The organism is Anaerotignum faecicola, from assembly GCA_024460105.1.
Classification (GTDB): Bacteria; Bacillota; Clostridia; order Lachnospirales; family Anaerotignaceae; genus JANFXS01.
In genome coordinates this window covers 597,885-623,258 of sequence record JANFXS010000001.1, presented here as the reverse complement: position 1 = coordinate 623,258, position 25,374 = coordinate 597,885, and the positions used below count along the sequence as shown (strand labels likewise).

The following is a 25,374-nucleotide window of genomic DNA, read 5'->3' as shown; positions in this document are numbered from 1 at the left end:
GCCCCGTTGTAATTCAAGGAGGTAAATTAATTATGAGAATTCAACACAACATTGCGGCATTAAACTCTTACAGGCAGTTAAGCGGGAACAACAACGCGTTATCCAAAAACCTTGAGAAGCTTTCATCAGGCTACAGGATCAACAGGGCCGGGGACGACGCGGCGGGCCTTGCGATTTCAGAAAAAATGAGGGCGCAGATCAAAGGCCTCGAGACGGCTCAGAAAAATGCGAACGACGGTATTTCCCTCGTTCAGACGGCGGAAGGAAACCTTACGGAAGTACACTCGATGCTTAACCGTATGGTAGAGCTTGCGACACAGTCTGCAAACGGCACATACGACGACAGCGTAGACCGCGCGAACCTTCAGAAGGAAGTAGATTCCCTTCTCGACGAAATCGACAGGATTGCGGAAGGCGCAAACTTCAACGGCATTAAACTTTTAGACGGTTCTCTCGGCGGCGCGAAAGTTTCAAGCGTTAAAGGCACGGATACAGTTTTTAATGATGACGCAGTAATTGAAAATCTGGCTATTACAAACGCTACATTAGGCGGTCAGCAGGTAGCGGCTGCTACGGCGGGTAAATATACGTCAGGCGCAATTAAGGGTGTTCAAAATGCGGCGACTGATGTAACAATCAACTTTACTGATGAAACTGGTAAGGCACAGAGCGTTACACTTAAAAATATAACTCCGGCCGGTACAAATGTTTCAGATTTCGTTACAGCTCTTGACACAGCTATAAAAGGCGATGGTACTTTAAATAAATACTTTAAAGGCGCGGTAATTAACGGTGCTGATAAAGTTGATATAGAAAATGTAACTGCGGGAAATACAGGAGTAAAAATCACAGGCATTACGACCACAAATGCAACTGTTGCCGCAGGAACTCAGGCAGCGGGAACAGACGGTGGAAAAATCGATTCTACAGTAACCCTTCAGGTTGGCGACAAACTTGATATCGACGGACAGACATATACGTTTGACGCTAATGCAACAGGGACTGACGCTAACAAATTTAAAGATTTTAATGATTTAGCAGCTAAGCTTGAAGCTAAAGGAATTACCTTGGATATGAAAGATCCAAAAAATGTAAAAGCATCAAAAGTTAAAACGCCGGCAACAGAAAAAGAACCGGCAACAGCGGCGTCGACAACGATTGATTTTGACGGCCGCGTAGGCACGGATATAATCGGCGGTAATTTGACAATAAATGACGGCACAAAGGAATTTACATTTGAATTTGTAAAAGCAGGGGAAAAACCTGTAAACAAAGACGCTGTTGCAGTTGAAATCGGCGAAACGGATACAGCGGAACAGATCGCGCAGAAAGTAAACGACGCCATTACGGGAGCAGGGCTTACAGGCTACCAAGTAGAATTGGCCGAAAATGCAGACGGAAAGAAAACTCAGATTAAAGTTACGTCTGATGTAGAGGGCGCGCAAAGCAAGGCGGCTGACGTAGAATTTACAGGCGGCGGGCTTACGCTCCAGGTAGGCGATACAAACGACGACTATCAGAAAGTACGCGTAACTGTAAACAGCATGAGCGCGAAATCATTGGGAATAGACGGAATCGATATTTCCACACAGACAGGTGCGTCGGACGCAATAGCGAAGATTAAAACGGCTATCAACACAGTATCGTCACAGAGGGGCGATCTGGGAGCAATCCAGAACAGGCTTGACCACACAATCAATAACTTAGGCGTTCAGACAGAAAACATGACGGCCGCTGAAAGCCGCATCCGCGATACAGATATGGCTGAAGAAATGATGGCATATACGAAGAACAATATCCTTGTACAGGCCGCACAGGCAATGCTTGCACAGGCTAATACAGTTCCGCAGGGAGTTCTCCAGTTATTGCAGTAATTAACATATATAAATATGCGACTGCCTGTTTTGAATCCATAAAACTGCTTTAGGGCGGTAAATGTAAATTACAGGCCGCAGATATACTGTTACAATGTAAATAATGAAATATTGTTCTTATTCCGGATATAGTCAGTTTATTAATTGATATATTCGGCAAGCAATAAACCAAGCCGGCTTAAAAGCCGGCTTTTTATCTGATTAATTATGTGGTATAATTTTAAAAGAATGTGTGCGCTCAAGCTTTCGCAGAGCATGCTAAGAGGGATGTTTCGATATTTGCGGCAAGGGTGCTATTTAACGGAACGGTTTTTAATTTGTGGATATAGGGTGTGGGCAATATTCGTGAGGCGGCGTTTTGAATTTATAAGGTTTATTTTCGCAGGCACCGTAAATGACGCAAAATTAGACTGCAAAAAGGCGTGATTTTATGCCAAAGGCCATATGCCGTTCCGGCGGCGCGGGCACACATGTTTTTATTGATGCCGCCGTCTATGGTTTATATATTTTTAAAAGCGCCGTATGACGCTTTCCGACGTTTTTAAAAAGCTGTAAACAGCAGATTTTAACAGGAGGTTACGTTTAATGTCTGAAAATAAATTACTGTTGACTATATCTTTTCTTGTTTCAAACCGTATAGACACAATAGGCCGTTTAATGGAATCGCTGAGGCCGCTTGCCGAGGGTATTCCGTCTGAAATTATTGCGGTTGATACGGGTTCATATGACGGTTCGATAGAAGTTGTGGAGAAATACGCCGATAAAATTGTAAAGTTTGATTGGTGCGGCGATTTTTCCGCCGCAAGGAACGCGGGGCTTGAATGTGCCGAAGGCGAGTGGTTTATGTATATTGACGACGACGAGTATTTTGAAGATGTAAGCGGTATTTTGGATTTTTTCAAATCCGGGACATATAAAAAGTACGGAATGGCCGCATATGAAATACATAATTATTTGGGCGCCGATATGGCGGAGTATTCCGTAAGTTTCCGCGACGGGCTTTTCAGGATTGATAATAGCGTGAAGTTCAGCGGCATTGTTCATGAAAAGGTAATAAATACAAAAGGTGAAAAATTTACGCTGCCATCGTTTGCACATCATTTCGGTTATGCTTATAAATCGGATGAAGAGCGGAAGGCGCATTATACGCGCAATATAACCCTCCTTAAAAAAGCGGTGGAAATAAGTCCTAAAGACGTGCGCCTTATGTCCCACCTGATACAGGAATACAGGGCGAACAACGAGCTTGAAGAATGCAGGAAAGCGGGAGAATATGTGCTTAATAACCTTCCCGTGAAGGAAAACGTAAATGCATACGGCTGGATCGTATATACAATGGCGCTTTCCGCATACCTTAGCAAAAAAGACGGCGCGTTAAAGGAAGCCGGCGGGCTTTTGGACAAGTACGGCGACATACCGTCTATATATAAAGCGGCCGCAAATTTTATACTCCTTAAAGCGTCATGTGAAAATAACAGTGCGGAAACGGAATGTGCATACTGCCGTAAGACTATTGACTGTATTAAGGAATTTGAAGCGGATGAAAAAGCCGGGCTGGAATACAAATACATGGAAATTAACGGATCATGGGTTTACGGACGTCTTTCGGTTCTTTGCGAGATAGGGGTTAAAGCATGCTGTAAAACGGGGGATTTCCTGCTTTTGGGTGATGTTTTGGAAATTGCGTATAGTCCGAAAAATCTCAATAGAGAAGATTTTATAGATTTTATGAAAAGCTTCCTTAAAAACAATGCCAAATACAGAAATGTAATCATTTCAAAAACAGCGGCGCTCAGATATGATGATGATTTGGAAGTGCTTGTGTGCCGCGCCCTTGAAAAGGAGGAATTCGGTCCTGCCCTCGTGCAGCCGTTTTATGATAAGGCGGCGGTTATTTCGGTTAAAAAGAATATGTATAATTCCGCACTTTTAAAATTGGCAGGCCGAAACCGCCTGAATCAGGAGGTTATTTTACAGGAGGGAACAAGGGAAGGCTGGGATATATGGATTGTTTCCTCGTTTAAAGAGCTTACGGAAAATGAACTTTTGGGGCTTAAAGAAGGTCTTGCCGGAACACAGTATACAAAAAACGCTCTGAAAAAAGAAGGCTTTGAAGTAACTCTCGAAAGATATATATTTATTAGGGCGATGTTCGGTACCGATAGGGAATGTGCCGAGATGCTTGAAGAGTATTGCGCATGCGGCCTGCATTATTTCAGGAACTACTATCATCCGAACCTTTTTGCCGAGGAGGATTGGGTTAACCTTCCTTCCGAATGTCGATTCCTGTTGTGGATCGAAAAAGCCGTTGAGGCAAGACGGGGCGGGGATACGAAGGAATGTATAAACATATTAAGGAAAGCGGTTAATATATATCCTGAAATGGGAAAGGCCGTAAGCTGTTATCTTGAGGATATACAAAACGAAATGAACCGCCCGCAGACAGCCGCCGATGAGTTTAACAAGCTTGGTGAAAAAGTTAAAGCCGAGGCCGAGAAGTTTATTGCGGCAGGCCAAAAGCAGGCGGCTTTAAGTATACTCGAACAGCTTGAAAAACTGATTCCCGGCGACGGCGGCGTTTTAAGGCTTAAAGAAAAAGCGGAAAAGCTTTAATTTAAGGGATATTTGAAACAGGTTATTGTAGGAAATATAATTTCCATTGCGAAAGAATGTAATTATTGCATTAATTCCCAATATAAAGAGGACTGCCTGAATATTTTTTAGGCAGTCCGTTTGCGGTTTTGCAGGGAACTATCTTTATTTTAAAGTTTAAATAGCTATGTTTCATATCTGTTTTTTGAGCTTATTCAGCCTATCCTCTTAATTAATTTATTTGATCCCATATTTAAGGCTATAAAAGTTGTATTTCATACAATAAAGAAAATAAAAATATAAAAATTATATTATGTCGGGGATTAAACCGTTACAAAGTAAAAAAGAAAGATTAAAAAATAATTATATTTGTATTATTATTTTTGGCTAAAGGCCGATATATAATTTAGAAAATAAAGTTTGATCATTTTTGAAGGGTTTGTTTTGGAACATAAAATATAACGCTTTTAACCGGCGAAGCCTTGGATCCGGGCGGGGCCGATTAAAATATAAACTTATTTTTCAGGCGGGGAGAAGGATTGCCCCGTTGTAATTCAAGGAGGTAAATTAATTATGAGAATTCAACACAACATTGCGGCATTAAACTCTTACAGGCAGTTAAGCGGGAACAACAACGCGTTATCCAAAAACCTCGAGAAGCTTTCATCGGGCTACAGGATCAACAGGGCCGGGGACGACGCGGCGGGTCTTGCGATTTCAGAAAAAATGAGGGCGCAGATCAAAGGCCTCGAAACGGCTCAGAAAAATGCGAACGACGGTATTTCCCTCGTTCAGACGGCGGAAGGAAACCTTACGGAAGTACACTCGATGCTTAACCGTATGGTAGAGCTTGCGACACAGTCTGCAAACGGCACATATGACGACAGCGTAGACCGTGCTAACCTTCAAAAGGAAGTAGATTCCCTTCTCGACGAAATCGACAGGATTGCGGAAGGCGCAAACTTCAACGGCATTAAACTTTTAGACGGTTCTCTCGGCGGCGCAAAAGTTACGACAACGGACAGCGTGGCGGCAGTAGTTACAAATGCGGGCACTCCCGATAATAAGCTGGCAGGCGGTACTGCTGCGGTTGGAAACGTAATAGAAGGCCAGGTAGGTTCAAAGGCTTCGTTTGAACTTACTTTCCAGGCGATTACAGGCCCAACGGCAGGAGCGGAAGGCGCAAAAGCTAAATATACAGTCGGTGGGGTTAATGTTGAAATTGACGTAACAAAGGATATGACGGCCGACGAAGTTGCTAAAGCCGTTAAGGATAAATTGGTAGGCGTTAAATTTAACGACGGTACAAATGGAGATATTACATTTGAGGTTACTGCCGACGACAATAATGGTAAATTAACTCTTACGGCAACGGCTAACGGTTTAACAAACTTTGCCGGAGGTACAAACGTTACTGTCGGCGCTCCTACGCTTACGCAGGGAACAATAGGAAAGGTAGACGGCAAAGACGGCGTACAGGGCAAAGTATCTATGGACTTTGACGGCAGGGTCGGTTCGGATCTTATCGGCGGATCGATCACAGTTGGCAAAGGGGACGCGGCGAAAGTTTACGAATTTGTTAAGACAGGCGAAAAAGGCGCTATCGACGGGGCAACTGTAATCGAACTTGACGAAAATGCAACGGCGGAAGAAATCGCGCAGAAAGTCGGAGCGGCGATAACAGGCGTTGAGAATGCGGACGGAGACGGATATACAACAGCAGTTGACGGTTCTGTGGTAAGCTTTACGGAAACGGATCCTGTGGCTACTACAAAAGGGAATAAAGCTCCGGCTGTGGAATTCAAAGGCGGCGGCCTTATGCTCCAGGTAGGGGATACGAACGACGACTATCAGAAAGTACGCGTAACCGTAGGAAGCATGAGCGCGAAATCATTAGGCATAGACGGAATCGATATTTCAACACAGACAGGCGCGTCTGACGCAATAGCGAAGATTAAAACGGCTATCAACACAGTATCGTCGCAGAGGGGCGATCTGGGAGCAATCCAGAACAGGCTTGACCATACAATCAATAACTTAGGCGTTCAGACAGAAAACATGACTGCCGCTGAAAGCCGTATCCGCGATACAGACATGGCAGAAGAAATGATGGCATATACGAAGAACAATATCCTTGTACAGGCCGCACAGGCAATGCTTGCACAGGCTAACACAGTTCCGCAGGGAGTTCTCCAGTTATTGCAGTAATATAACGGATATGCTTAGACATTTCGGGCGTGCTAAATTGAATTAAAGCGGCAAATGCAAGTTATAAAGGAAAATACTTATATTTATTATCGATGCGGTTATATTAAAGTAACAAGCAACATATATATATTCGTATCGATTTAAATAATAAACGGGCAATGCAAAATAAAGTATAAAGCAATGAAAGGCCGGCGTAACGCCGGCCTTTTTTATTTTGGCAAATAAAGATATAAAAATTATATTATGTCGGGGTGTTGGCCGTTCCGAAGTAAAAATAAAGATTAAAAAATAATTGTATTTGTATTATTATTTTTGTTTAAAAACCGATATATATTTTAGAAAATAAAATTTGATCATTTTTAAAGGGTTTATTTCAGAACATAAAATATAACGCTTTTAACCGGCAAAGCCTTGGATCCGGGCGGGGCCGATTAAAATATAAACTTATTTTTCAGGCGGGGAGAAGGATTGCCCCGTTGTAATTCAAGGAGGTAAATTAATTATGAGAATTCAACACAACATTGCGGCATTAAACTCTTACAGGCAGTTAAGCGGGAACAACAACGCGTTATCCAAAAACCTTGAGAAGCTTTCATCGGGCTACAGGATCAACAGGGCCGGGGACGACGCGGCGGGCCTTGCGATTTCGGAAAAAATGAGGGCGCAGATCAAAGGCCTCGAAACGGCCCAGAAAAATGCGAACGACGGTATTTCCCTCGTTCAGACGGCGGAAGGAAACCTTACGGAAGTACACTCGATGCTTAACCGTATGGTAGAGCTTGCGACACAGTCTGCAAACGGAACATACGACGACAGCGTAGACCGCGCGAACCTTCAAAAGGAAGTAGATTCCCTTCTCGACGAAATCGACAGGATTGCGGAAGGCGCAAACTTCAACGGCATTAAACTTTTAGACGGTTCCCTCGGCGGCGCAAAAGTTACGACGACGGACAGCGTGGCGGCGGTAGTTACAAATCCAGGTACTGCAGGCGGCGCAACGGGCGGTACTGTTGTCGCTGCAAGAGTAGCCGACGGAAACGGCGCCGGAACAAAAGGTTCTTTCAGCCTTACGTTTACGGCCGTAACTGGATTTAAAGACGGGGAAGAAGGAGCAAAGGCAGAGTATACTATCGGCGACAAAAAGGTTACTATTGATATAACAAAAAATATGTCGGCTGACGAAGTTGCTAAGGCAGTTAAAGACAAGTTAGGCGAGGTTACGGTAGGCGGCCAGAAGTTTACTGTTTCGGCTGACGACAACAGCGGTAAGTTAACCCTTGAGGCTGCCAACGACACTACAACGAATCTTAATGGCGAAATGGGTAAAATAACAGGCAATACTACTGCCGGAAAAGTAGGCAAGGTAGACGGTAAAGACGGCGTACAGGGCAAAGTATCTATGGACTTTGACGGCAGGGTCGGTTCGGATCTTATCGGCGGATCGATCACAGTTGGCAAAGGGGACGCGGCGAAAGTTTACGAATTTGTTAAGACAGGCGAAAAAGGCGCTATCGACGGGGCAACTGTAATCGAACTTGACGAAAATGCAACGGCGGAAGAAATCGCGCAGAAAGTCGGAGCGGCGATAACAGGCGTTGAGAATGCGGACGGAGACGGATATACAACAGCAGTTAACGGTTCTGTGGTAAGCTTTACGGAAACGGAACCTGTGGCTACTACAAAAGGGAATAAAGCTCCGGCTGTGGAATTTAAAGGCGGCGGCCTTACTCTTCAGGTAGGCGATACAAACGACAGCTACCAGAAAGTACGCGTAACCGTAGGAAGCATGAGCGCGAAATCATTAGGCATAGACGGAATCGATATTTCAACACAGACAGGCGCGTCTGACGCAATAGCGAAGATTAAAACGGCTATCAACACAGTATCGTCGCAGAGGGGCGATCTGGGAGCAATCCAGAACAGGCTTGACCATACAATCAATAACTTAGGAGTTCAGACAGAAAACATGACTGCCGCTGAAAGCCGTATCCGCGATACAGACATGGCGGAAGAAATGATGGCATATACGAAGAACAATATCCTTGTACAGGCCGCACAGGCAATGCTTGCACAGGCTAACACAGTTCCGCAGGGAGTTCTCCAGTTATTGCAGTAATATAACGGATATGCTCAGACATTTCGGGCGCGTTAAATTGAATTAAAGCGGCAAATGTAAGTTATAAAGGAAAATACTTATATTTATTATCGATGCGGTTATATTAAAGTAACAGGCAACATATATATATTCGTATCGATTTAAATAATAAACGGGCAGCACAAAATAAAGTATAAAGCAATGAAAGGCCGGCGTAACGCCGGCCTTTTTTATTTCGGCAAATAAAGATATAAAAATTATATTATGTCGGGGTGTTGGCCGTTCCGAAGTAAAAATAAAGATTAAAAAATAATTGTATTTGTATTATTATTTTTGTTTAAAAACCGATATATATTTTAGAAAATAAAATTTGATCATTTTTAAAGGGTTTATTTCAGAACATAAAATATAACGCTTTTAACCGGCGAAGCCTTGGATCCGGGCGGGGCCGATTAAAATATAAACTTATTTTTCAGGCGGGGAGAAGGATTGCCCCGTTGTAATTCAAGGAGGTAAATTAATTATGAGAATTCAACACAACATTGCGGCATTAAACTCTTACAGGCAGTTAAGCGGGAACAACAACGCGTTATCCAAAAACCTCGAGAAGCTTTCATCGGGCTACAGGATCAACAGGGCCGGGGACGACGCGGCGGGCCTTGCGATTTCAGAAAAAATGAGGGCGCAGATCAAAGGCCTCGAAACGGCCCAGAAAAATGCGAACGACGGTATTTCCCTCGTTCAGACGGCGGAAGGAAACCTTACGGAAGTACACTCGATGCTTAACCGTATGGTAGAGCTTGCGACACAGTCTGCAAACGGCACATACGACGACAGCGTAGACCGTGCTAACCTTCAGAAGGAAGTAGACTCCCTTCTTGACGAAATCGACAGGATTGCGGAAGGCGCAAACTTCAACGGCATTAAACTTTTAGACGGTTCTCTCGGCGGCGCGAAAGTTACGACGACAGACAGCGTGGCGGCGGTGCAGGCAAACCCGGGAACTCCCGGCGGCGCAACGGGCGGCGGCGTTACTACAAATAAAGTGGCAGATGGAAATAACGGTGGTACGAAGGGTTCCTTTACCGTTAAATTTGCAGATGTAACAGGTTTTCAAGATGGAGAAGAAGGCGCTAAAGCTAAATACACTATCGGCGACAAGACTGTTGAGATTGACATAACAAAAAATATGTCGGCTGACGAAGTTGCCAAGGCGGTTAAGGCAAAATTAGGCGATGTCACAATCGGAGGTAAGAAGTTTACTGTTAAAACAGACGATAACAATGGAACTTTAACCTTTGAAGCTGAAGATGACGGTACGACAACTCTTGATACTGAACTTAACAAGATTACAGGAACTACTACAAAGGGAACTGTAGGTAAAGTCGATGCGAAAGACGGCGTTAAGGGCAAAATATCCATGGACTTTGACGGAAGGGTCGGAACGGACGTAATCGGTGGAACGCTTACGGTAGGCGAAGGCGATAACGCGAAAGTTTATGAATTTGTAAAGGCAGGCGAAAGAGCGACTATAGACGGTGCTACGGCTATTGAAATTGCGGAAGACGCCGATGCTAAAGCGATTGCGGCGGCAGTTGCGGCTGCCGTAACTGGCGTTACAAATGCAGACGGCGAGGCATATGATACGGCTGTTGACGGTTCGACTGTAACATTTACAGAAAATGCCGCTGAGGCAGATACTACAGGAAATAAAACTCCTAAGATTGAATTTAAAGGCGGCGGGCTTACGCTCCAGGTAGGCGATACAAACGACAGCTATCAGAAAGTACGCGTAACTGTAAACAGCATGAGCGCGAAATCATTAGGCATAGACGGAATCGACATTTCCACACAGACAGGCGCGTCGGACGCAATAGCGAAGATTAAAACGGCTATCAACACAGTATCGTCACAGAGGGGCGATCTGGGAGCAATCCAGAACAGGCTTGACCACACAATCAACAACTTAGGAGTTCAGACAGAAAACATGACGGCCGCTGAAAGCCGCATCCGCGATACAGACATGGCGGAAGAAATGATGGCATATACGAAGAACAACATCCTTGTACAGGCTGCACAGGCAATGCTTGCACAGGCTAACACAGTTCCACAGGGCGTTCTTCAGTTATTGCAGTAATTGAAAAATAAATATTCAAAACATTAGAACGGTGTTTTGGGCATATAAAGCAACAATAAGGCGACAATTTTAATGATAAAGGCAACATTTTCTTATTTTAATCAGTATTAAATAATAAATGAGCAACATAAAGTGCAACATGAAACAACATAAGGCCGGCGTTATGCCGGCTTTTTAACATTATTATGTTTGTTGGGACAACATATGCTTGTCTATACTTATAACAGCTGGCTGACAGATATTAAAATCAGCTCTTTTTATATAAGCACGTTTATTTACCGTAATTTTTATGGCTGGGATAGTTGGCAAAATTGCTTGAACGGGATATGTTTTTTATGCAGACTGAGTAAAAAGCGCCGTTTAGTTTTTAAAATGGGACGCCTATGATCCGAAACCTCTTGACTGAACTGCAATTTAGCCTATATAATATATTTATCGTTGTACCTTTAGAAAGAGGGGATATAAATGGGCCGCGTATGTAAAAAATGTTCGAAAACTGTGGACGACGACAGGAAATTCTGTCCTTTCTGCGGTAATGTTTTAGATGAGGATCTTAAACTTGCCATGGAATTAGATAAAATGGTTAAAGGACAAAATACGGTGAAACCCATGAACACAAATAAAGCGGAGCACGACAAGCAAGGGCATGTAAGCCGCGGCAGGTATGACGACGACGAATATATACCGCCTTCAAGCGGACGTGCGGAAAAATCAAATTACGGCGCTGTTTTGGCCGTTATATTAGTTGCGGCCGTATGTATAGTTATATATTTTGCGCTTATTAAAAAATAAGCTTTGGTATGCCGAACGCTAAACGGCAGTAAAACCTTAATTTTGGATAAGAGTATTACAAAATACATGTGCGGGCATTATTTGCAAAAGGTTTGACAGTTATGTCTTATAGAGCCGAAAGAAGGAAATATATTCGGGCATAAAGGATGTTGTTTTGGATTTCGTTAAAAAAACAAGAAAAGATAAAACGGCGTTTGAACATGGAAAATTTTCGCTTTTTAACGATATTGCGGCGCTAAATTACACAAAATTATGCCTTTTGAGTATTGGCTGTGAAAATGTTATAACGTATTTAATTTTCGGCCATAACGCTGAATTTAATTCTAAATATCGGATAAGTATTGTAATGCGGCTTTGCCGCTTTTTTTATTGCCTCTTTATATTTGCCTTAAAACCGGATATATAATTTAAAGTTTAAATGCCGGAGCCGTTTATGCCGAAACTTCACAAACAGCGGCATGAACAGATTTATCGGCTCTGTATTAAGCGATGAATTTAAAAATCGGAAAATAGTTGAATCATCAAAACAGCCGTATATTTTGAAGGAATTTTTATTGCATACAAGGCATATATGTTTTGTGTTATGAGTTAGCCCGCAAATTGCTTAAGGCGGGGACTTTAAAATTCCGTTTGCGTTTTTATTTATATTTCGTTTGCATATTCCTTAATACGCCCATTACTTTTATACATAATACACGGATATATTAAAAAAGCTTTCAAAAATTACCGATTTAACGGTAAAAAGTACCTGAATATTAGTTTTTGCCCGTGTAATAATACTCTTGTAACAAAAATAACTACAAGATTTTAAGGAGGAACTTATTATGTCAAATAGTTCATCATCAAGCAACAGGGCTACAGTGCCGGAAGCGCGCGAAGCTTTAAACAAATTTAAATATGAAGTGGCAAACGAAATCGGCGTACCTCTTAAACAGGGCTACAACGGCGACCTTACATCCGCTCAAAACGGTTATGTAGGCGGATATATGGTTAAAAAAATGATTGAAGCCCAGGAAAGGTCAATGGCAGGCAAAACAACAATGTAATTAAAATAACATAAATTAATTTATAGTTATTTTAAACAATAAAATTAATTTTAACCTTCGATTTCTATTGGATTGAAATTAACTTTTGCGCGGGATTTTTCCCGCGCTTTTTTATGTTCTTTTTTTAGTTTCATTTTACAAAGGCCCACGCGCCCTGCAAGAAAAATTTTCCGCATTTCAGTGTTGATTATGCTTGCCGTAGGCTCTGCTGAGACTGAACTGCAAAAATTTTTTTCTTGTGAGCTATGAAGGTTTGCCGAGAATTAGGGGAGAAATAGCGGTGCTAAAGCGTTTATCGTAGAATCCGCTGTGCCAGCGTCTTTGCTTTGCGCTTATGCCGACAGCGTTTGTTAAAACCGTGTGTGCTCTTGCAAACCGATGCTAAGCGAAAGGAAGAATATCCAATACTTTAAAATAAAGGCCTTTAATGCGCTGTATTTGCATGGGGCGCCGGTTTTAAGGCGGCGATATATAAGCGGCAGTTAAAAACCGAAAGCGGTTTTGATAATGCGGACGCTTGTAAATCTCGGCGGCATTGTGCTAAAATATTTTTGTTGTATTGCGGCAAAAGCCTGCGGGGATTTGAACGGTTGAGAAAGACTTTAAAGACTTAACGGGAGCGTCGAAAAGATTCTGTCTTTGCTGTGCCTGCATAACTTCCGGCCGCTGACGGATATATCGGCTATTAGGCTCCGTAAAAAAAATTTCTTTTATTTGAAGCGGAAGTATGCGGACAAGGCATGTATTTTCGACATATATAGAAGAAAAGTTTTACATAAAGAGCGTATATATTTTTGTAAATCGAAGGAATTAACTTAATTATTACAGGAGTTGCATAATGGAACTGAAACAGTTGGAATTTTTTCTTATGTGCGTTGAATACGGAAGTTTTGGGAAAGCGGCTGGAAAACTGTATACTTCCCAGCCGAATGTCAGCAAAGTGATCCGTATGCTTGAGGACGAGCTGGGAAATCAGGTTTTTGAAAGAACAGGAAGGGGGCTGAGACTTACGCCTTACGGCAAAGAAATATACGATTACGCTTTAAGCGCCGTAAAAAATTCCAAACTTATTTTGGAAACTGCGCGGGCTAAAAAGAAAAACACCCTGTATATATCGACTTATCAAAGCAACAGTATATCGAGGCTTCTGGTAAACCTTTATAAGAATAATAAAGATGTTAATATAGAACACAGACAGGGAACTGTGGAGGAAATAATAACCCAAGTTGAACACGGCATATCTGAAATAGGCATACTTTATATATCGCAAAAAAGTACAAACGCATTTTTAAATATAATTTCGAGAAAAGGCCTTGAATTCACTGTTTTGGGAAAACTTAAAGCCTGCCTTTATGCCGGTCCGAACAGCCCCGTTTATAATGAAAGAACTGTAAAGTTCGAAGATCTGCCTCGGTTTAAGTATGTGAGAGGGCTGAAAGAATTTTTTTCTATAGAGGACGGCCTTGAGCATGTAAGCCTTGGACCTGTAAATCCGGAGGTCCTTCATTCCGCCGTATGCACTAACAGCGAGCATCTTTCGACAAATTTTCTGCTTATGACTGATTTAGTCGATATAGGGATAAATTTTGATTATCCGAAGCGCGGGCAATATAAAATTAAAAACCTGCCTATAGAAGGGGAAGATTCGTTTCTCACCATGGGATATGTCGCTAAAGAAGGCCATACGCTTACGCTTTATGCAAACGAGCTTATAACTTACATACAAGATTGTATTTCGCCATAACAATATGTTATGGCTTTATGTATATATAAAGATAATTGTTGTTTTTATTTTAAGATAATATAATGTACTCAAGACGTTAGAACATAACGAAAGGTTATATTAAAATATGGAAAACGACAGGAGGCGTTTAATATGGAAAAAACGACGGTTACTTTAAACGACGTATGCGAAGCTGCACGGCGCATAAAGCCTTATGTAATACGCACGCCGCTTATGCGCGGGAGGACGATGGATAAAGTTCTCGGCTGTAAGGTGTATTTAAAACCCGAAATGCTCCAAGTTACGGGCGCTTTTAAGATGAGAGGGGCTATGAATAAGATACTGTCTTTGAGCCAGGAAGAGAGGGACAGGGGAATAATTTGCAGTTCGTCGGGAAATCATGGCCAAGCATGTGCTCTTGCCGGGAATATAACAGGCACGCATGTCGTCGTAGTCCTTCCGGAGGACGCTCCCCATGTAAAAATAGATAAGGCAAGGGAACTCGGAGCCGAAGTTGTGCTTGGGCCGAGGATTTATAAAGAAAGATGGAAAATGGTAAGGGAGCTTCAGGAAAAAAACGGATATACAATGGCCCACGGCTACGAGGATTATACGGTTATGGCGGGACAGGGGACAATCGGCCTTGAGATACTTGAAGATTTGCCGTATGTAGATACTGTTTTTGTCCCGGTAGGCGGCGGCGGGCTTATAGCGGGGGTTGCGACGGCAATTAAAGAAATAAACCCCAAAGTACGTATAATCGGAGTGCAGGCGAAGGCAAGCGACGGATATGTGCAGAGCAGGAAAGCGGGGCGCCGGGTGGAAGTAGAGTGTTTTCCGAGCCTTGCCGACGGGCTTGGATGCCGTGCGCCGGGAGAAAATCCTTATCCTATATGCGAAAAGTATGTTGACGAGTTTGTTTCCGTTACGGAGGAGGACATAAAAGAAGCCGCAAAATTAGTGGCGGCAGAAGCGAAACTTATTGCGGAGCCGTCGTCATGCGTAGGCATAGCGGCTGTGCTCGGCGGCGAAGTAAAGGTAGAACAGCACGAAAACGCCGCGTTTATACTTACTTCCGGTAATTGGGATATAGACGCGATTGGAAAGATACTTAATAACGAGCATGTTGACGGCAGACTGTGATAAAGTCCGAAAGCCTTAGTATATTCTCAAACGAAATATAAATTAAGCGTTCAGCGGGAAGTATTCCCGTACAGTATTATCAGTGCGGGCTGGAATGTCTGTAGGAGAGATGAGGCATGTTATACGGCGGGAGGGAGATTTTATATGGAAACTTTATTATTAAATAAAAGCGAAGTGGGCAGCCTTATAGACCTTGACGATATATTGGAGTCTGTAGAAAACGGGTATCGTTCTTTCAGCAGTGGTCTTGTGGTGCAGCCCGACTTTATGACTATAGTGAAGCCGGGAACCCATACGGGATTTGATTTTAAAGGCGGCCTTGATTTGGGCGGCGGTTACATAACCATAAAGTCGTCGTCGGGAGGTTATCCCGATAATCCCAAAATAGGGCTTCCGACAGGCATGAATACGGTTTTCCTTTATGAAGCGGATACAAGCGCATTGAAATGCATCATGGACGGCACATGGATCACGGGATGCAGGACGGCCGCCGCCGGGGCTATTTCCGTAAAATACCTTTCTAGGAAAGACTCGAGCAGTATATGCATAATAGGCGCGGGCAATCAGGGACGCCGCCAGCTGAGGGCTATGGCCAGAGTTAGGAATATAACGGACGTTTATGTATGGGGCTACAGCGAGGATGAAATAACATCATATATAGCCGATATGTCGCCTGAATTGCACGGAATTAAATTCCACCCGTGCTCTTCCGCCGAGGAAGGCATAAGAAAAGCCGATATAGTTGTTACTGCAACAATAGGCAGGAGGGCCCCTATCGTAAAAAGGGAATGGCTTAAACCCGGAACGCATATAGCCGCAATAGGCGCCGACATGCCCGACAAGCAGGAACTATGCACAGACGTTTTTAAGGGAGCGAAAGTAGTTAACGATTCAATAAAGCTTTGCGTTAAAAACGGAGAAACGCATCATGCAGTAGATGAAGGCGTAATAAAAGTTGAGGAAATATATGCCGAAATAGGCGATATAATACTCGGCAAAAAGCCGGGAAGGGAAAACGACGATGAAATAACAATATTCGATACGGTCGGCATGGCGATACAGGATAATGTTACGGCTGTTTCTCTATACAATATGGCGGTAAAAAAAGGCCTTGGAGTTAAGTATGATTTTCTCAAATAAATTAATTATATATGTTTAAAATCAGTCGTGTTTTACTGGATTGAGAGTAAAAAAGGCGCATAATATAATATGCGCCTTTTTGTTTTAATAATTTTTATCTTCGGTTTTACAAAGTACGTACGGTTTTAACGGGCATTGGCCGAGCAAGAGCTGTGGTTAAATCCGCCTGACGTAGGTTCAGCGTTGCATATGCGCTTTTGCTTTGCCATTACGCCGCTGACGGCAGTTAAAACACTACGCTCTCATAAGGCGGAAATTTTTTGCCGTTCAAGGCGCATAAGCACAGGCGCGCGGATTCCGCGGTAAGCGTATACGTCGCTGAAATGCGGAAAATTTTCCTTGTGGGAATGTGTGCCCTTATAAACCGAAGCTGAATATGAAATGGATTAAAAATATTTTCGCAGGTTTTCAGACTGCATATTTCAAAGAACGGCGCATTATGCAAAGCGGATTTTTTAATTTTTTAAGACTGTTGCAAATTTTTATTTGGGAAAATGCGCCTTGTTTGAAAATATGAACTCCATAAAGCGGGATAAAGGCTATTCCCTAATCTGGCCGTTTCCGTAGATAACATATTTTGTAGTAGTAAGCTCGTTAAGCCCCATCGGCCCGCGGGCATGCAGTTTTTGGGTGGAGATTCCTATTTCCGCGCCGAAACCGAATTGCTCGCCGTCTGTAAACCTTGTTGAAGCGTTGACATATACGCATGCCGAATCGACTTCATTCAGGAACCTTTGAGCGTTTGTATAATTCTCCGTAACTATACATTCGCTGTGGTGGGTGGAGTAGCGGCGTATGAGGTTAATCGCCTCGTCGATTCCGTCTACGACGCGGGCGGATATAATATAATCTTCATATTCGGTTCCCCAGTCGTCTTCCGAGGCGGGGATTACGCCGTCGACTTTGAGAAAGTTTTCGTCGCCGCGGACTTCGACTTTTTTTTCGAAAAGAGCTTTTGTAACCGTCGGGATAAATATGTCCGCAATATTTTTGTGTACAAGAAGGCTTTCGCAGGCGTTGCACACGCCGGGTCTCTGGGTTTTTGCGTTTATAACAATTTTTAGGGCGTCGTCAAGATTTGCGGTTTCGTCAACAAAAACATGGCAGTTGCCCGTGCCCGTTTCTATAACGGGGACCGTGCTGTTTTCAACTACGCTTCTGATAAGCCCGGCGCCTCCTCGCGGTATAAGAACGTCTATAAATCCGTTAAGACGCATCATTTCGGCGGCTTTTTCGCGGCTGGGATCGTCAAGTATCTGTACTATATCTTCCGGCAGGCCGTTTTCTTTAAGGGATGAGCGGAATACGTCGACAATCGCCGAATTCGTTTTTAAAGCCTCTTTTCCGCCGCGGAGTATTACGGCGCTTCCTGCTTTAAGGCACAGGCCGAAAGCGTCGGCCGTAACATTTGGCCTGGATTCGAATATAATGCCGATAACGCCCATAGGTACGCGTCTTTTGCCGACAACAAGGCCGTTTGGCAGAGTTTTCATTGAAATTGTTTCGCCTATTGGATCGGGAAGGGACGCAACCTGCCTTAAACCGTCGGCCATGGCGGCGATCCTTTTTTCGTTTAAGGTAAGCCTGTCTATAAAGGCGGCTTTCATGCCGTTTTTAACGGCGTTGTCAACATCCTCTTTGTTTGCTTTGATAATTTTCTCGGAATTATCCAAAAGAGCTTCGGCGGCGTTTAAAAGCGCGGCGTTTTTAGCGGGCGAAAGGAGTTTGGCCGTTTCAAAGGACGCTTCTTTTGCAAGCATGCCCATTTGGGTTAAAGTTTTCATATAGTTCCCCCTTTATTCTATTGTACGCAGTTCCGTGATTATTTTGTCAAGTTTTCTGTCATATCTGTCCGTCGGTATTTTTTCGGCAAGCTGGAAGTCGTAGCAGACGCCTATTGTATTTTTAACGTTATGCTCCGACGTGTAAGTATCATAGTACCCGCCGCCGTATCCGCAGCGGTTTTTTTTAATGTCGAACATACTGCCGGGAACTATGAACATGGATTTGCTGTCGGGAAAAACCTGTTTTTCCATGGGTATATCGGGCTCCGTTACGCCGAGCTTTGTACGCGACATGTTTTCAAAGGAAGTTATTTCGACAAAATACATAAGGCGGTCTTTTTTTGCTATGGGAACGGCCACTTTTTTCCCGTCGGCCCATGCTTTTTCAATAAATTCGGTTGTCCGCACTTCCGAACCCATATTTATATAAACAAAAATTGTCCGGGCGTTTTTATATTCGGCGCTGTTTAAAAGCTTTTTTATTATTGCGCGGCTTTTTTCTTCCTGTTCTTCTTTGGGCATTGAATTCCTTTTGGCAAGGAACTCGCGCCTCATTTCGTTTTTCATATGTTCGTCCCCTTTGTTCAGTATGTTAATATTGTTGCGCCTAAAAGTGATGATTTCATAATGACTGCCGCCATAACGATGCCTAAGAGAAATACGCATCCTCCAACCAAGGAGATAACTTTGCCTACGCGTTTAAGTTCCCTATCGTTTTGGCATAAGAACACAATTCCAACTATTATGCCGACAAGCGGGACTAAAACCGCAAGAATTATAAGTATAATTTCAAGCGCGATGTTAAAACGTTTTTGGGCGGGAGCCTGATTATTGTTTCCGTTAGGCAAAAATGGGGAGGGAGATGCATTTTGATTCCGGCGCCATGGATTTTCGCCGAAAGGCGAGCGTTGCCCGGAAATTCCCTGACCGTATCCGCAGCCCGGGCAGTGGGCGTTTTCGTTTCTTATTTTTGTTCCGCAGAAAGGGCATTCTTTCATTTTTGAAACTCCTTGTTTATAAATAATGTGCCTATATCCTCGCCTTCAATGATTTTGTTAAGTATGCGGGGATCTTCGCCGAGGGCGATAACCATGTCTGTGCGGCTTTCGCGGCAGCGTTTTGCCGCCAGAAGCTTTGTTTCCATGCCGCCTACAGAGAAAATACTGCCTTTTTCGCCCGCCATGGATAATATGTTGTCCGTAACTTCTTCCACAACGGAGATACGTTTTGCGCCGGGGTTTTTACGCGGGTTTGCGTCATAGAGCGCGTCAATGTCCGTTAAAAGCACAAGAAGATCGGCCCCTATAAGGTTGGCCACCACGGCTGAAAGAGTGTCGTTGTCGGAAAATTCAAAATTAACCGTTGCAACGGCGTCGTTGTTGTTTACGATTGGCACAACCTGCATGCGGAAAAGCGTTTCAAATGTAGTAGAGGCGGTTGTACGGCGTTCTTCGTTTTTAATATCTTCTTTTGTAAGAAGTATCTGTGCAACTTTTTGATTATATTCGTTAAAAAAGTTTTTATAAATTTGTATTAATGAAGCTTGTCCGACTGAAGCCGCCGCCTGTTTCAGCCTGATTTCCGTCGGGCGTTCCGTTAAGCCGAGATCGGCGGAACCAACGCCCATTGCGCCTGAAGAAACAAGCACAACGTCCTTTCCTTGGTTGTTAAGGTCCGCAAGCACCCATGCAAGCTGTTCCATGCGTTTGAGGTTTATTCTCCCGTTTGGGTATGTAACGGTTGACGTGCCTATTTTTATAACAATGCGTTTGTGGTCTTTAAGTTTTTGCCTGTAATCCATAATGCACCTCAGATAATTAAAAATATATTCCGATTATAATATTCTACTACAAAGATTAGAGAAAAGGAATAGGAATATAAAATAAAAGCGGCCTTAAGGCCGCTTTTTTACTGTTATTGTTTTTTAGGCTTAAAAGAACTTTTCAGCGCGACTATCCTGTTGAAAACAAGCTTTTCGGACGACGTGCATTTTGTATCGACTGCAAAATACCCGTTTCTCATAAACTGGAACCTGTCGCCGGGAGAAGCATCCTTCACTGAAGGTTCGGCAACGCATTTAACGACTTTAAGGCTATCCGGGTTCATAATCATATCGCCGTTAGGGTCCTGAGGGTTATCGAGCATCATTGCATCGTAAAGGCGGGCTTCGGCTTCAACAGCCGTGTCGGCGTTAACCCAGTGCAGGGTGCCCTTAACTTTACGCCCTTCAAATCCCGAACCGCTCTTGGTTTCCGGATCATATGTCGCATGGATCTCTGTTATAACGCCGTTTTCATCTTTTGTAAAATCCGTGCATGTAATGTAATATGCGCCTTTAAGGCGTACTTCCTTGCCGGGAGCAAGGCGGAAAAATTTCTTTTCTGGAACTTCCATGAAGTCGTCCCTTTCAATGTAAAGCTCCTTTGAAAAAGGTACTTGACGCGTGCCCATCGCTTCGTTTTCCGGGTTGTTTTCTATGGTGAGAAACTCAAGCTGGCCTTCCGGGTAATTATCTATTATCACTTTAACAGGATCCAATACGGCCATAACGACTTTTGCTTTCGCTTTTAAATCGTCCCTGATACAGTGATCCAAAAGAGAACGGTCAACTTTGCTGTTGGCTTTGCTCACGCCGATTTTTTCGCAGAAATCCCTTATGGCTTCAGGGGTTACGCCCAAGCGGCGAAGCCCGCATATCGTCGGCATCCTCGGATCGTCCCATCCGTCCACAAGGCCGTCTTCCACCAGGGCGCGGAGTTTGCGTTTGCTCATAACCGTGTTTGTAAGTCCAAGGCGCGCAAATTCTATTTGGCGAGGTTTTGCCGGCAGGCCGCTGTTGTCTACAACCCAATCGTAAAGAGGGCGGTGGTCCTCAAATTCCATTGTGCAGATAGAATGGGTTATTCCTTCAATGGCGTCCTCAAGCGGGTGCGCAAAGTCATACATAGGATATATGCACCATTTGTTTCCGGTGGTATGGTGGCTTGCGTGGGCAATTCTGTACAAAACGGGATCCCGCATATTTATATTGGGCGACGACATGTCAATCTTGGCCCTTAACGTACGGCTGCCGTCGGGGAATTCGCCGTTTTTCATGCGTTCAAACAGATCTAAGTTTTCTTCAACGCTCCTGTCGCGGTAAGGGCTGTTTTTTCCCGGCCCGCTTAAAGTTCCGCGGTAGGCGCGCATTTCTTCCGCATTAAGGTCGCATACGAACGCTTTGCCTTCTTTTATAAGCTTAACGGCTATATCGTAAAACGTATCGAAATAGCTTGATGCAAAATAAAGCCTGTCCTCCCAGTCGAAACCGAGCCATTTAACGTCCTCTTTAATGCTTTCTATATATTCCGTATCCTCTTTCGACGGGTTCGTATCGTCAAAACGCAGGTTGCATTTGCCGCCGTAAAGGTTAGCGAGGCCAAAATTAAGGCATATGGATTTTGCATGGCCTATATGCAGATACCCGTTGGGCTCTGGCGGAAAACGGGTTTTGATTTTTGAAAGGTTTTCGCCGAGGTCGTTTTGTATGTAAGTATGTATGAAATTTCCCGTGGCGCTGAGGTCGCTGTTATTTTCGTTTTTAATATCTTCAGACATATGGAAAAAGCCTCCTAAAGAATTTCAGTTTTTCACATTTTATATCTTCGGTCTGCATGGGCATATGCGCCTTGCGGCAGAAAGGGTTAGCTTGCGTGGCCGAATATATCCATGACGAAAGGCGTAAGAACGAAAGTAAGAAACTAAGAAGTTTTGTATGATTCAAATACAAACGTTTTTAACGCCGCCGCATACCGTAACCATATATGTTTTTGCAAACCGGGGTATTCATTTCATATTACTATAATTGCCCGGTTTCGTCAATTTAATTCAATCAAAAATAGGCGTCCGTGCCGCTTTGAATAACCTATGTTTTAAACGGGCGTTTACGGATTGAAGCGAGACGGGCTTGAAACGTTCGGCAAGCGCGAAAAATGCAAAAACATGCCGAAAAGGGTTTTGGGAACGGTAAAGAGTATCCCTGCAAAAGGAACGTAGAAATTGTATGCCGCAAATAAAAAACACATAAAAAACAGGCTTACGGCTTATTGTGCCTGACGCCTGTTTTAATGGCAATTTATGTATTTATGATTTAAGGGCGGGATTATGCTTATTAAAGGTTTCCTTTAAGGCCGATAGCCTCGGCGTTTTCCCGCATGCCGCCGATAGTTTCCGCTATTACGTTTTCAAGTGGTATGCCGAGCATTTCACAGCCTTTGAGTATAACTTCGCGGTCTACGCCCGCGGCAAAGGATTTGTCCTTGAATTTTTTCTTAACCGATTTTACCTCTAAGTCAAGCACGCTTTTTGAGGGACGCATAAGGCATACGGCGTTTATAAGGCCGGTCAGTTCGTCTATTGTAAAAAGCGTTTTTTCAAGGGCGCTTTCAGGCTTAATATCGGAGCAGATGCCGTAGCCGTGGCTGCACACGGCGCGTATATAGAAACTGCTTATTCCGCGCCCTTCCATTATTTCTTTGGCTTTAACGCAGTGTTCGTCTGGATATTTTTCATAATCCAGATCATGAAGGAGTCCGACGATCCCCCAAATTTCTTCATCCTCGCCGTTTAACCTTGCGAAATGTTTCATAACCGCTTCAACGGCCAGCGCATGTTTTAAAAGCGCGGGAGTTTTTGTATATTCCCCAAGCAGTTCCCATGCCTCGGACCTTGTTATGGTTTTATCCATTTGTATCCCCTCCGAAAACGATATGTTCAGTATATTTAAATATTTGTTTTGCGCGGCAGACTGTATTAAAAAATTCAGCGAATTACGGCTTTATGGCTAAAATACATACGGCATACCTGTCGAAATTATTGTTTTTCATGTTTTATTGCGTATTTTTCGTTTTATGTATAAAAAAGCCGGATTTTCAAGGCGTTTACGCCAAAAATGAAAACCGCGGCTTTTCATCTGCCGATTTGCAGTAAAGTTTTTCTGTAATTATGCCCGTACCTTTAAAATATCAAACCACAGTTAATGGCTGCATGTATGATCTTCGCCGTGATGATTGCATTTTGCGTTTGGATCGCCTATATTTTCGCCGCTTAAATATTTTTTAACTGCGGTTTCAACATCTCCCGACGCGCCGAATATAACTTCAATATCGTTTTCGCTGAGGGCGTCCATTGCGCCGGAACCTATGCCGCCGCATATAAGCAGGTTTACGCCGTTATCCTTAAGCCTTTTGGCCAAAGCGCCGTGGCCCGTATCGGAGGTGTCGATTTTCTTTGACGATTTAACTGTGTTTGCGTCTACGTCGTAAAGCATAAACTCCTTTGTTTTTCCGAAGTGCTGGAAAATTTCCCCGTTTTCGTAAGTTACGGCAATAATCATAAAAAAGACCTCTTTTCACCTATATTTTTATATTATAATAATAATTATACCAAACTAAAGGCAAAAAATCCATAGGCGTTCGTATTTTTAGTTTTGGAAATGTAAACGCCGGTTGCGCCGCAATATAATTGACTTTTTTTAAAATAGTAGTAAAATTATTTTACGCATATTATAGCTTCTTACAGCTTCGGTTTTGCCCATAAAGTATGATTTTGCGTATGATTTGGATTTTCTGCCGCGGGCTTTTGGAAACGCTGAATTAAAAAGCCCGAAACTGACAATAACTAAAATATATAATAAATTAACATCATAAAAGGAGATACGGAATTATGGACGAAAGAGATAAAGTATTGGCTAAAAACCTTGTCGAATATTCATGCCGCGTTCAGGAAGGGGAACGGGTTTTGATTAGCTGCAACGGAACGGGGCCAATCCCGCTTGTTAAGCAGATTATAAAAGAAGTTTACAAAAAAGGGGCCTTCCCGTTTGTGGAAATGAGCACTGCCGGAATCGACAGGGAATTCCTTATGGGCGCGGGCGATGAGCAGCTGAAGCTTATGGCGCAGTGGGAATGTGAAAAAATGCGCCATATGGACGCTTTTATCGGAGTCAGGGGAGAGGACAATTTAAGGGAGCTGAGCGATGTGGACGATAACCAGCTTAAAAAGTATTCGGTCCTTTATACGCGTCCCGTAAACGATATACGCGTGCCCGATACGAAATGGGTAGTGCTCCGTTACCCTACGCCTTCAATGGCGCAGTCTGCGAACACAAGCCTCGAAGCGTTTGAGGATTTTTATTATAAAGTGTGCAACCTTGATTACGGCAGGATGTCGAAAGCTATGGACAGCCTTGTGAAGCTTATGGAAAAGACTGATAAAGTGCGTATTGTGGGAAAGGATACTGATATTTCGTTTTCAATTAAAGATATACCGGCTATTAAATGCGCCGGCGAGTGCAATATCCCGGACGGCGAAGTTTATACGGCTCCTGTAAAAAATTCCGTTAACGGAAAGATAACGTACAATACGCCGAGCGAATATAATTCTTTTACTTTTGAAAACGTAAGCCTTACGTTTAAAGACGGGAAAATTGTCGAAGCCACGGCTAACGACAGCGAAAGGCTCAATAAAATATTCGACACCGACGAAGGGGCAAGGTATGTTGGAGAGTTTGCAATCGGAGTAAACCCATATATAACAAAAGCAATGAACAATATCCTTTTTGACGAAAAAATAATGGGAAGCATACACTTTACGCCGGGCAACTGCTATGAAGATGCGGAAAACGGGAACAAAAGCGCAATACACTGGGATTTGGTGCTTATTCAAACTCCGGAATACGGAGGAGGGGAGATATACTTTGACGACGTCCTCATAAGGAAAGACGGAAGGTTTGTTGCGGAAGAACTCCTTTGCTTAAATCCTGAAAATTTGATATAGACAAAACCGCCTTATGGTTTTAAA

General features: G+C 43.4%; 17 protein-coding genes and 2 pseudogenes. 12 read left to right on the top strand and 7 right to left on the bottom strand.

Features of this window, described 5'->3' with window-relative positions:
• Nucleotides 1-32 precede the first annotated feature (32 nt).
• The 11 genes and pseudogenes from NE664_02690 to NE664_02640 all read left to right on the top strand — a co-directional run bounded on the left by NE664_02690 (nt 33) and on the right by NE664_02640 (nt 16,750).
• Nucleotides 33-452: pseudogene (locus NE664_02690) on the top strand (flagellin).
• A gap of 1,158 nt (nt 453-1,610) precedes the next feature.
• Nucleotides 1,611-1,874: pseudogene (locus tag NE664_02685) on the top strand (flagellin).
• Between the two features lie 585 nt (nt 1,875-2,459).
• On the top strand, nt 2,460-4,487 hold the full coding sequence (locus tag NE664_02680) for a glycosyltransferase (protein ID MCQ4725569.1): 2,028 nt from the start codon (nt 2,460-2,462) through the stop codon (nt 4,485-4,487).
• Nucleotides 4,488-5,039: 552 nt separating this feature from the next.
• Nucleotides 5,040-6,674 (top strand): flagellin, encoded by a 1,635-nt coding sequence (locus NE664_02675; protein MCQ4725568.1) that lies wholly within the window; start codon nt 5,040-5,042, stop codon nt 6,672-6,674.
• 502 nt (nt 6,675-7,176) lie between these two features.
• Nucleotides 7,177-8,790: a flagellin gene (locus NE664_02670; protein ID MCQ4725567.1), complete on the top strand. Its 1,614-nt coding sequence runs from the start codon at nt 7,177-7,179 to the stop codon at nt 8,788-8,790.
• A gap of 502 nt (nt 8,791-9,292) precedes the next feature.
• Nucleotides 9,293-10,906, top strand: a complete 1,614-nt coding sequence (locus NE664_02665) for a flagellin (protein ID MCQ4725566.1) — start codon at nt 9,293-9,295, stop codon at nt 10,904-10,906.
• Between the two features lie 465 nt (nt 10,907-11,371).
• A complete protein-coding gene (locus NE664_02660) occupies nt 11,372-11,698 on the top strand; it encodes a zinc ribbon domain-containing protein (protein MCQ4725565.1) in 327 nt (108 codons plus the stop codon).
• An 824-nt stretch (nt 11,699-12,522) separates the two neighbouring features.
• Nucleotides 12,523-12,744 (top strand): alpha/beta-type small acid-soluble spore protein, encoded by a 222-nt coding sequence (locus tag NE664_02655; protein ID MCQ4725564.1) that lies wholly within the window; start codon nt 12,523-12,525, stop codon nt 12,742-12,744.
• A gap of 838 nt (nt 12,745-13,582) precedes the next feature.
• On the top strand, nt 13,583-14,488 hold the full coding sequence (locus NE664_02650) for a LysR family transcriptional regulator (GenBank protein MCQ4725563.1): 906 nt from the start codon (nt 13,583-13,585) through the stop codon (nt 14,486-14,488).
• Between the two features lie 132 nt (nt 14,489-14,620).
• The gene (locus NE664_02645) at nt 14,621-15,610 is read left to right on the top strand and encodes a threonine/serine dehydratase (GenBank protein ID MCQ4725562.1); all 990 of its coding nucleotides are present in this window, start codon (nt 14,621-14,623) and stop codon (nt 15,608-15,610) included.
• A gap of 144 nt (nt 15,611-15,754) precedes the next feature.
• Complete coding sequence (locus NE664_02640; GenBank protein MCQ4725561.1) at nt 15,755-16,750, top strand: ornithine cyclodeaminase family protein; 996 nt, start codon at nt 15,755-15,757, stop codon at nt 16,748-16,750.
• A gap of 539 nt (nt 16,751-17,289) precedes the next feature.
• Here the strand turns inward: NE664_02640 and NE664_02635 are convergent.
• The 7 genes from NE664_02635 to NE664_02605 form a co-directional block, all read right to left on the bottom strand.
• A complete protein-coding gene (locus NE664_02635) occupies nt 17,290-18,534 on the bottom strand; it encodes a glutamate-5-semialdehyde dehydrogenase (GenBank protein MCQ4725560.1) in 1,245 nt (414 codons plus the stop codon).
• A gap of 12 nt (nt 18,535-18,546) precedes the next feature.
• Nucleotides 18,547-19,101 (bottom strand): 5-formyltetrahydrofolate cyclo-ligase, encoded by a 555-nt coding sequence (locus tag NE664_02630; protein ID MCQ4725559.1) that lies wholly within the window; start codon nt 19,099-19,101, stop codon nt 18,547-18,549.
• Between the two features lie 17 nt (nt 19,102-19,118).
• The gene (locus tag NE664_02625) at nt 19,119-19,532 is read right to left on the bottom strand and encodes a hypothetical protein (protein ID MCQ4725558.1); all 414 of its coding nucleotides are present in this window, start codon (nt 19,530-19,532) and stop codon (nt 19,119-19,121) included.
• The gene (proB, locus tag NE664_02620; protein MCQ4725557.1) at nt 19,529-20,335 is read right to left on the bottom strand and encodes a glutamate 5-kinase; all 807 of its coding nucleotides are present in this window, start codon (nt 20,333-20,335) and stop codon (nt 19,529-19,531) included. The genes NE664_02625 and proB overlap by 4 nt, the downstream gene beginning before the upstream one ends.
• A 113-nt stretch (nt 20,336-20,448) precedes the next feature.
• A complete protein-coding gene (locus NE664_02615; protein ID MCQ4725556.1) occupies nt 20,449-22,131 on the bottom strand; it encodes a glutamine--tRNA ligase/YqeY domain fusion protein in 1,683 nt (560 codons plus the stop codon).
• Nucleotides 22,132-22,684: 553 nt separating this feature from the next.
• A complete protein-coding gene (locus NE664_02610; GenBank protein ID MCQ4725555.1) occupies nt 22,685-23,260 on the bottom strand; it encodes a hydrolase in 576 nt (191 codons plus the stop codon).
• A gap of 288 nt (nt 23,261-23,548) precedes the next feature.
• On the bottom strand, nt 23,549-23,908 hold the full coding sequence (locus tag NE664_02605; GenBank protein MCQ4725554.1) for a NifB/NifX family molybdenum-iron cluster-binding protein: 360 nt from the start codon (nt 23,906-23,908) through the stop codon (nt 23,549-23,551).
• A 326-nt stretch (nt 23,909-24,234) separates the two neighbouring features.
• Between NE664_02605 and NE664_02600 the strand changes: the two genes are divergently transcribed.
• Nucleotides 24,235-25,350, top strand: coding sequence for an aminopeptidase (locus NE664_02600; GenBank protein MCQ4725553.1), 1,116 nt, complete (start codon nt 24,235-24,237; stop codon nt 25,348-25,350).
• The last annotated feature ends 24 nt before the right edge of the window (nt 25,351-25,374 follow it).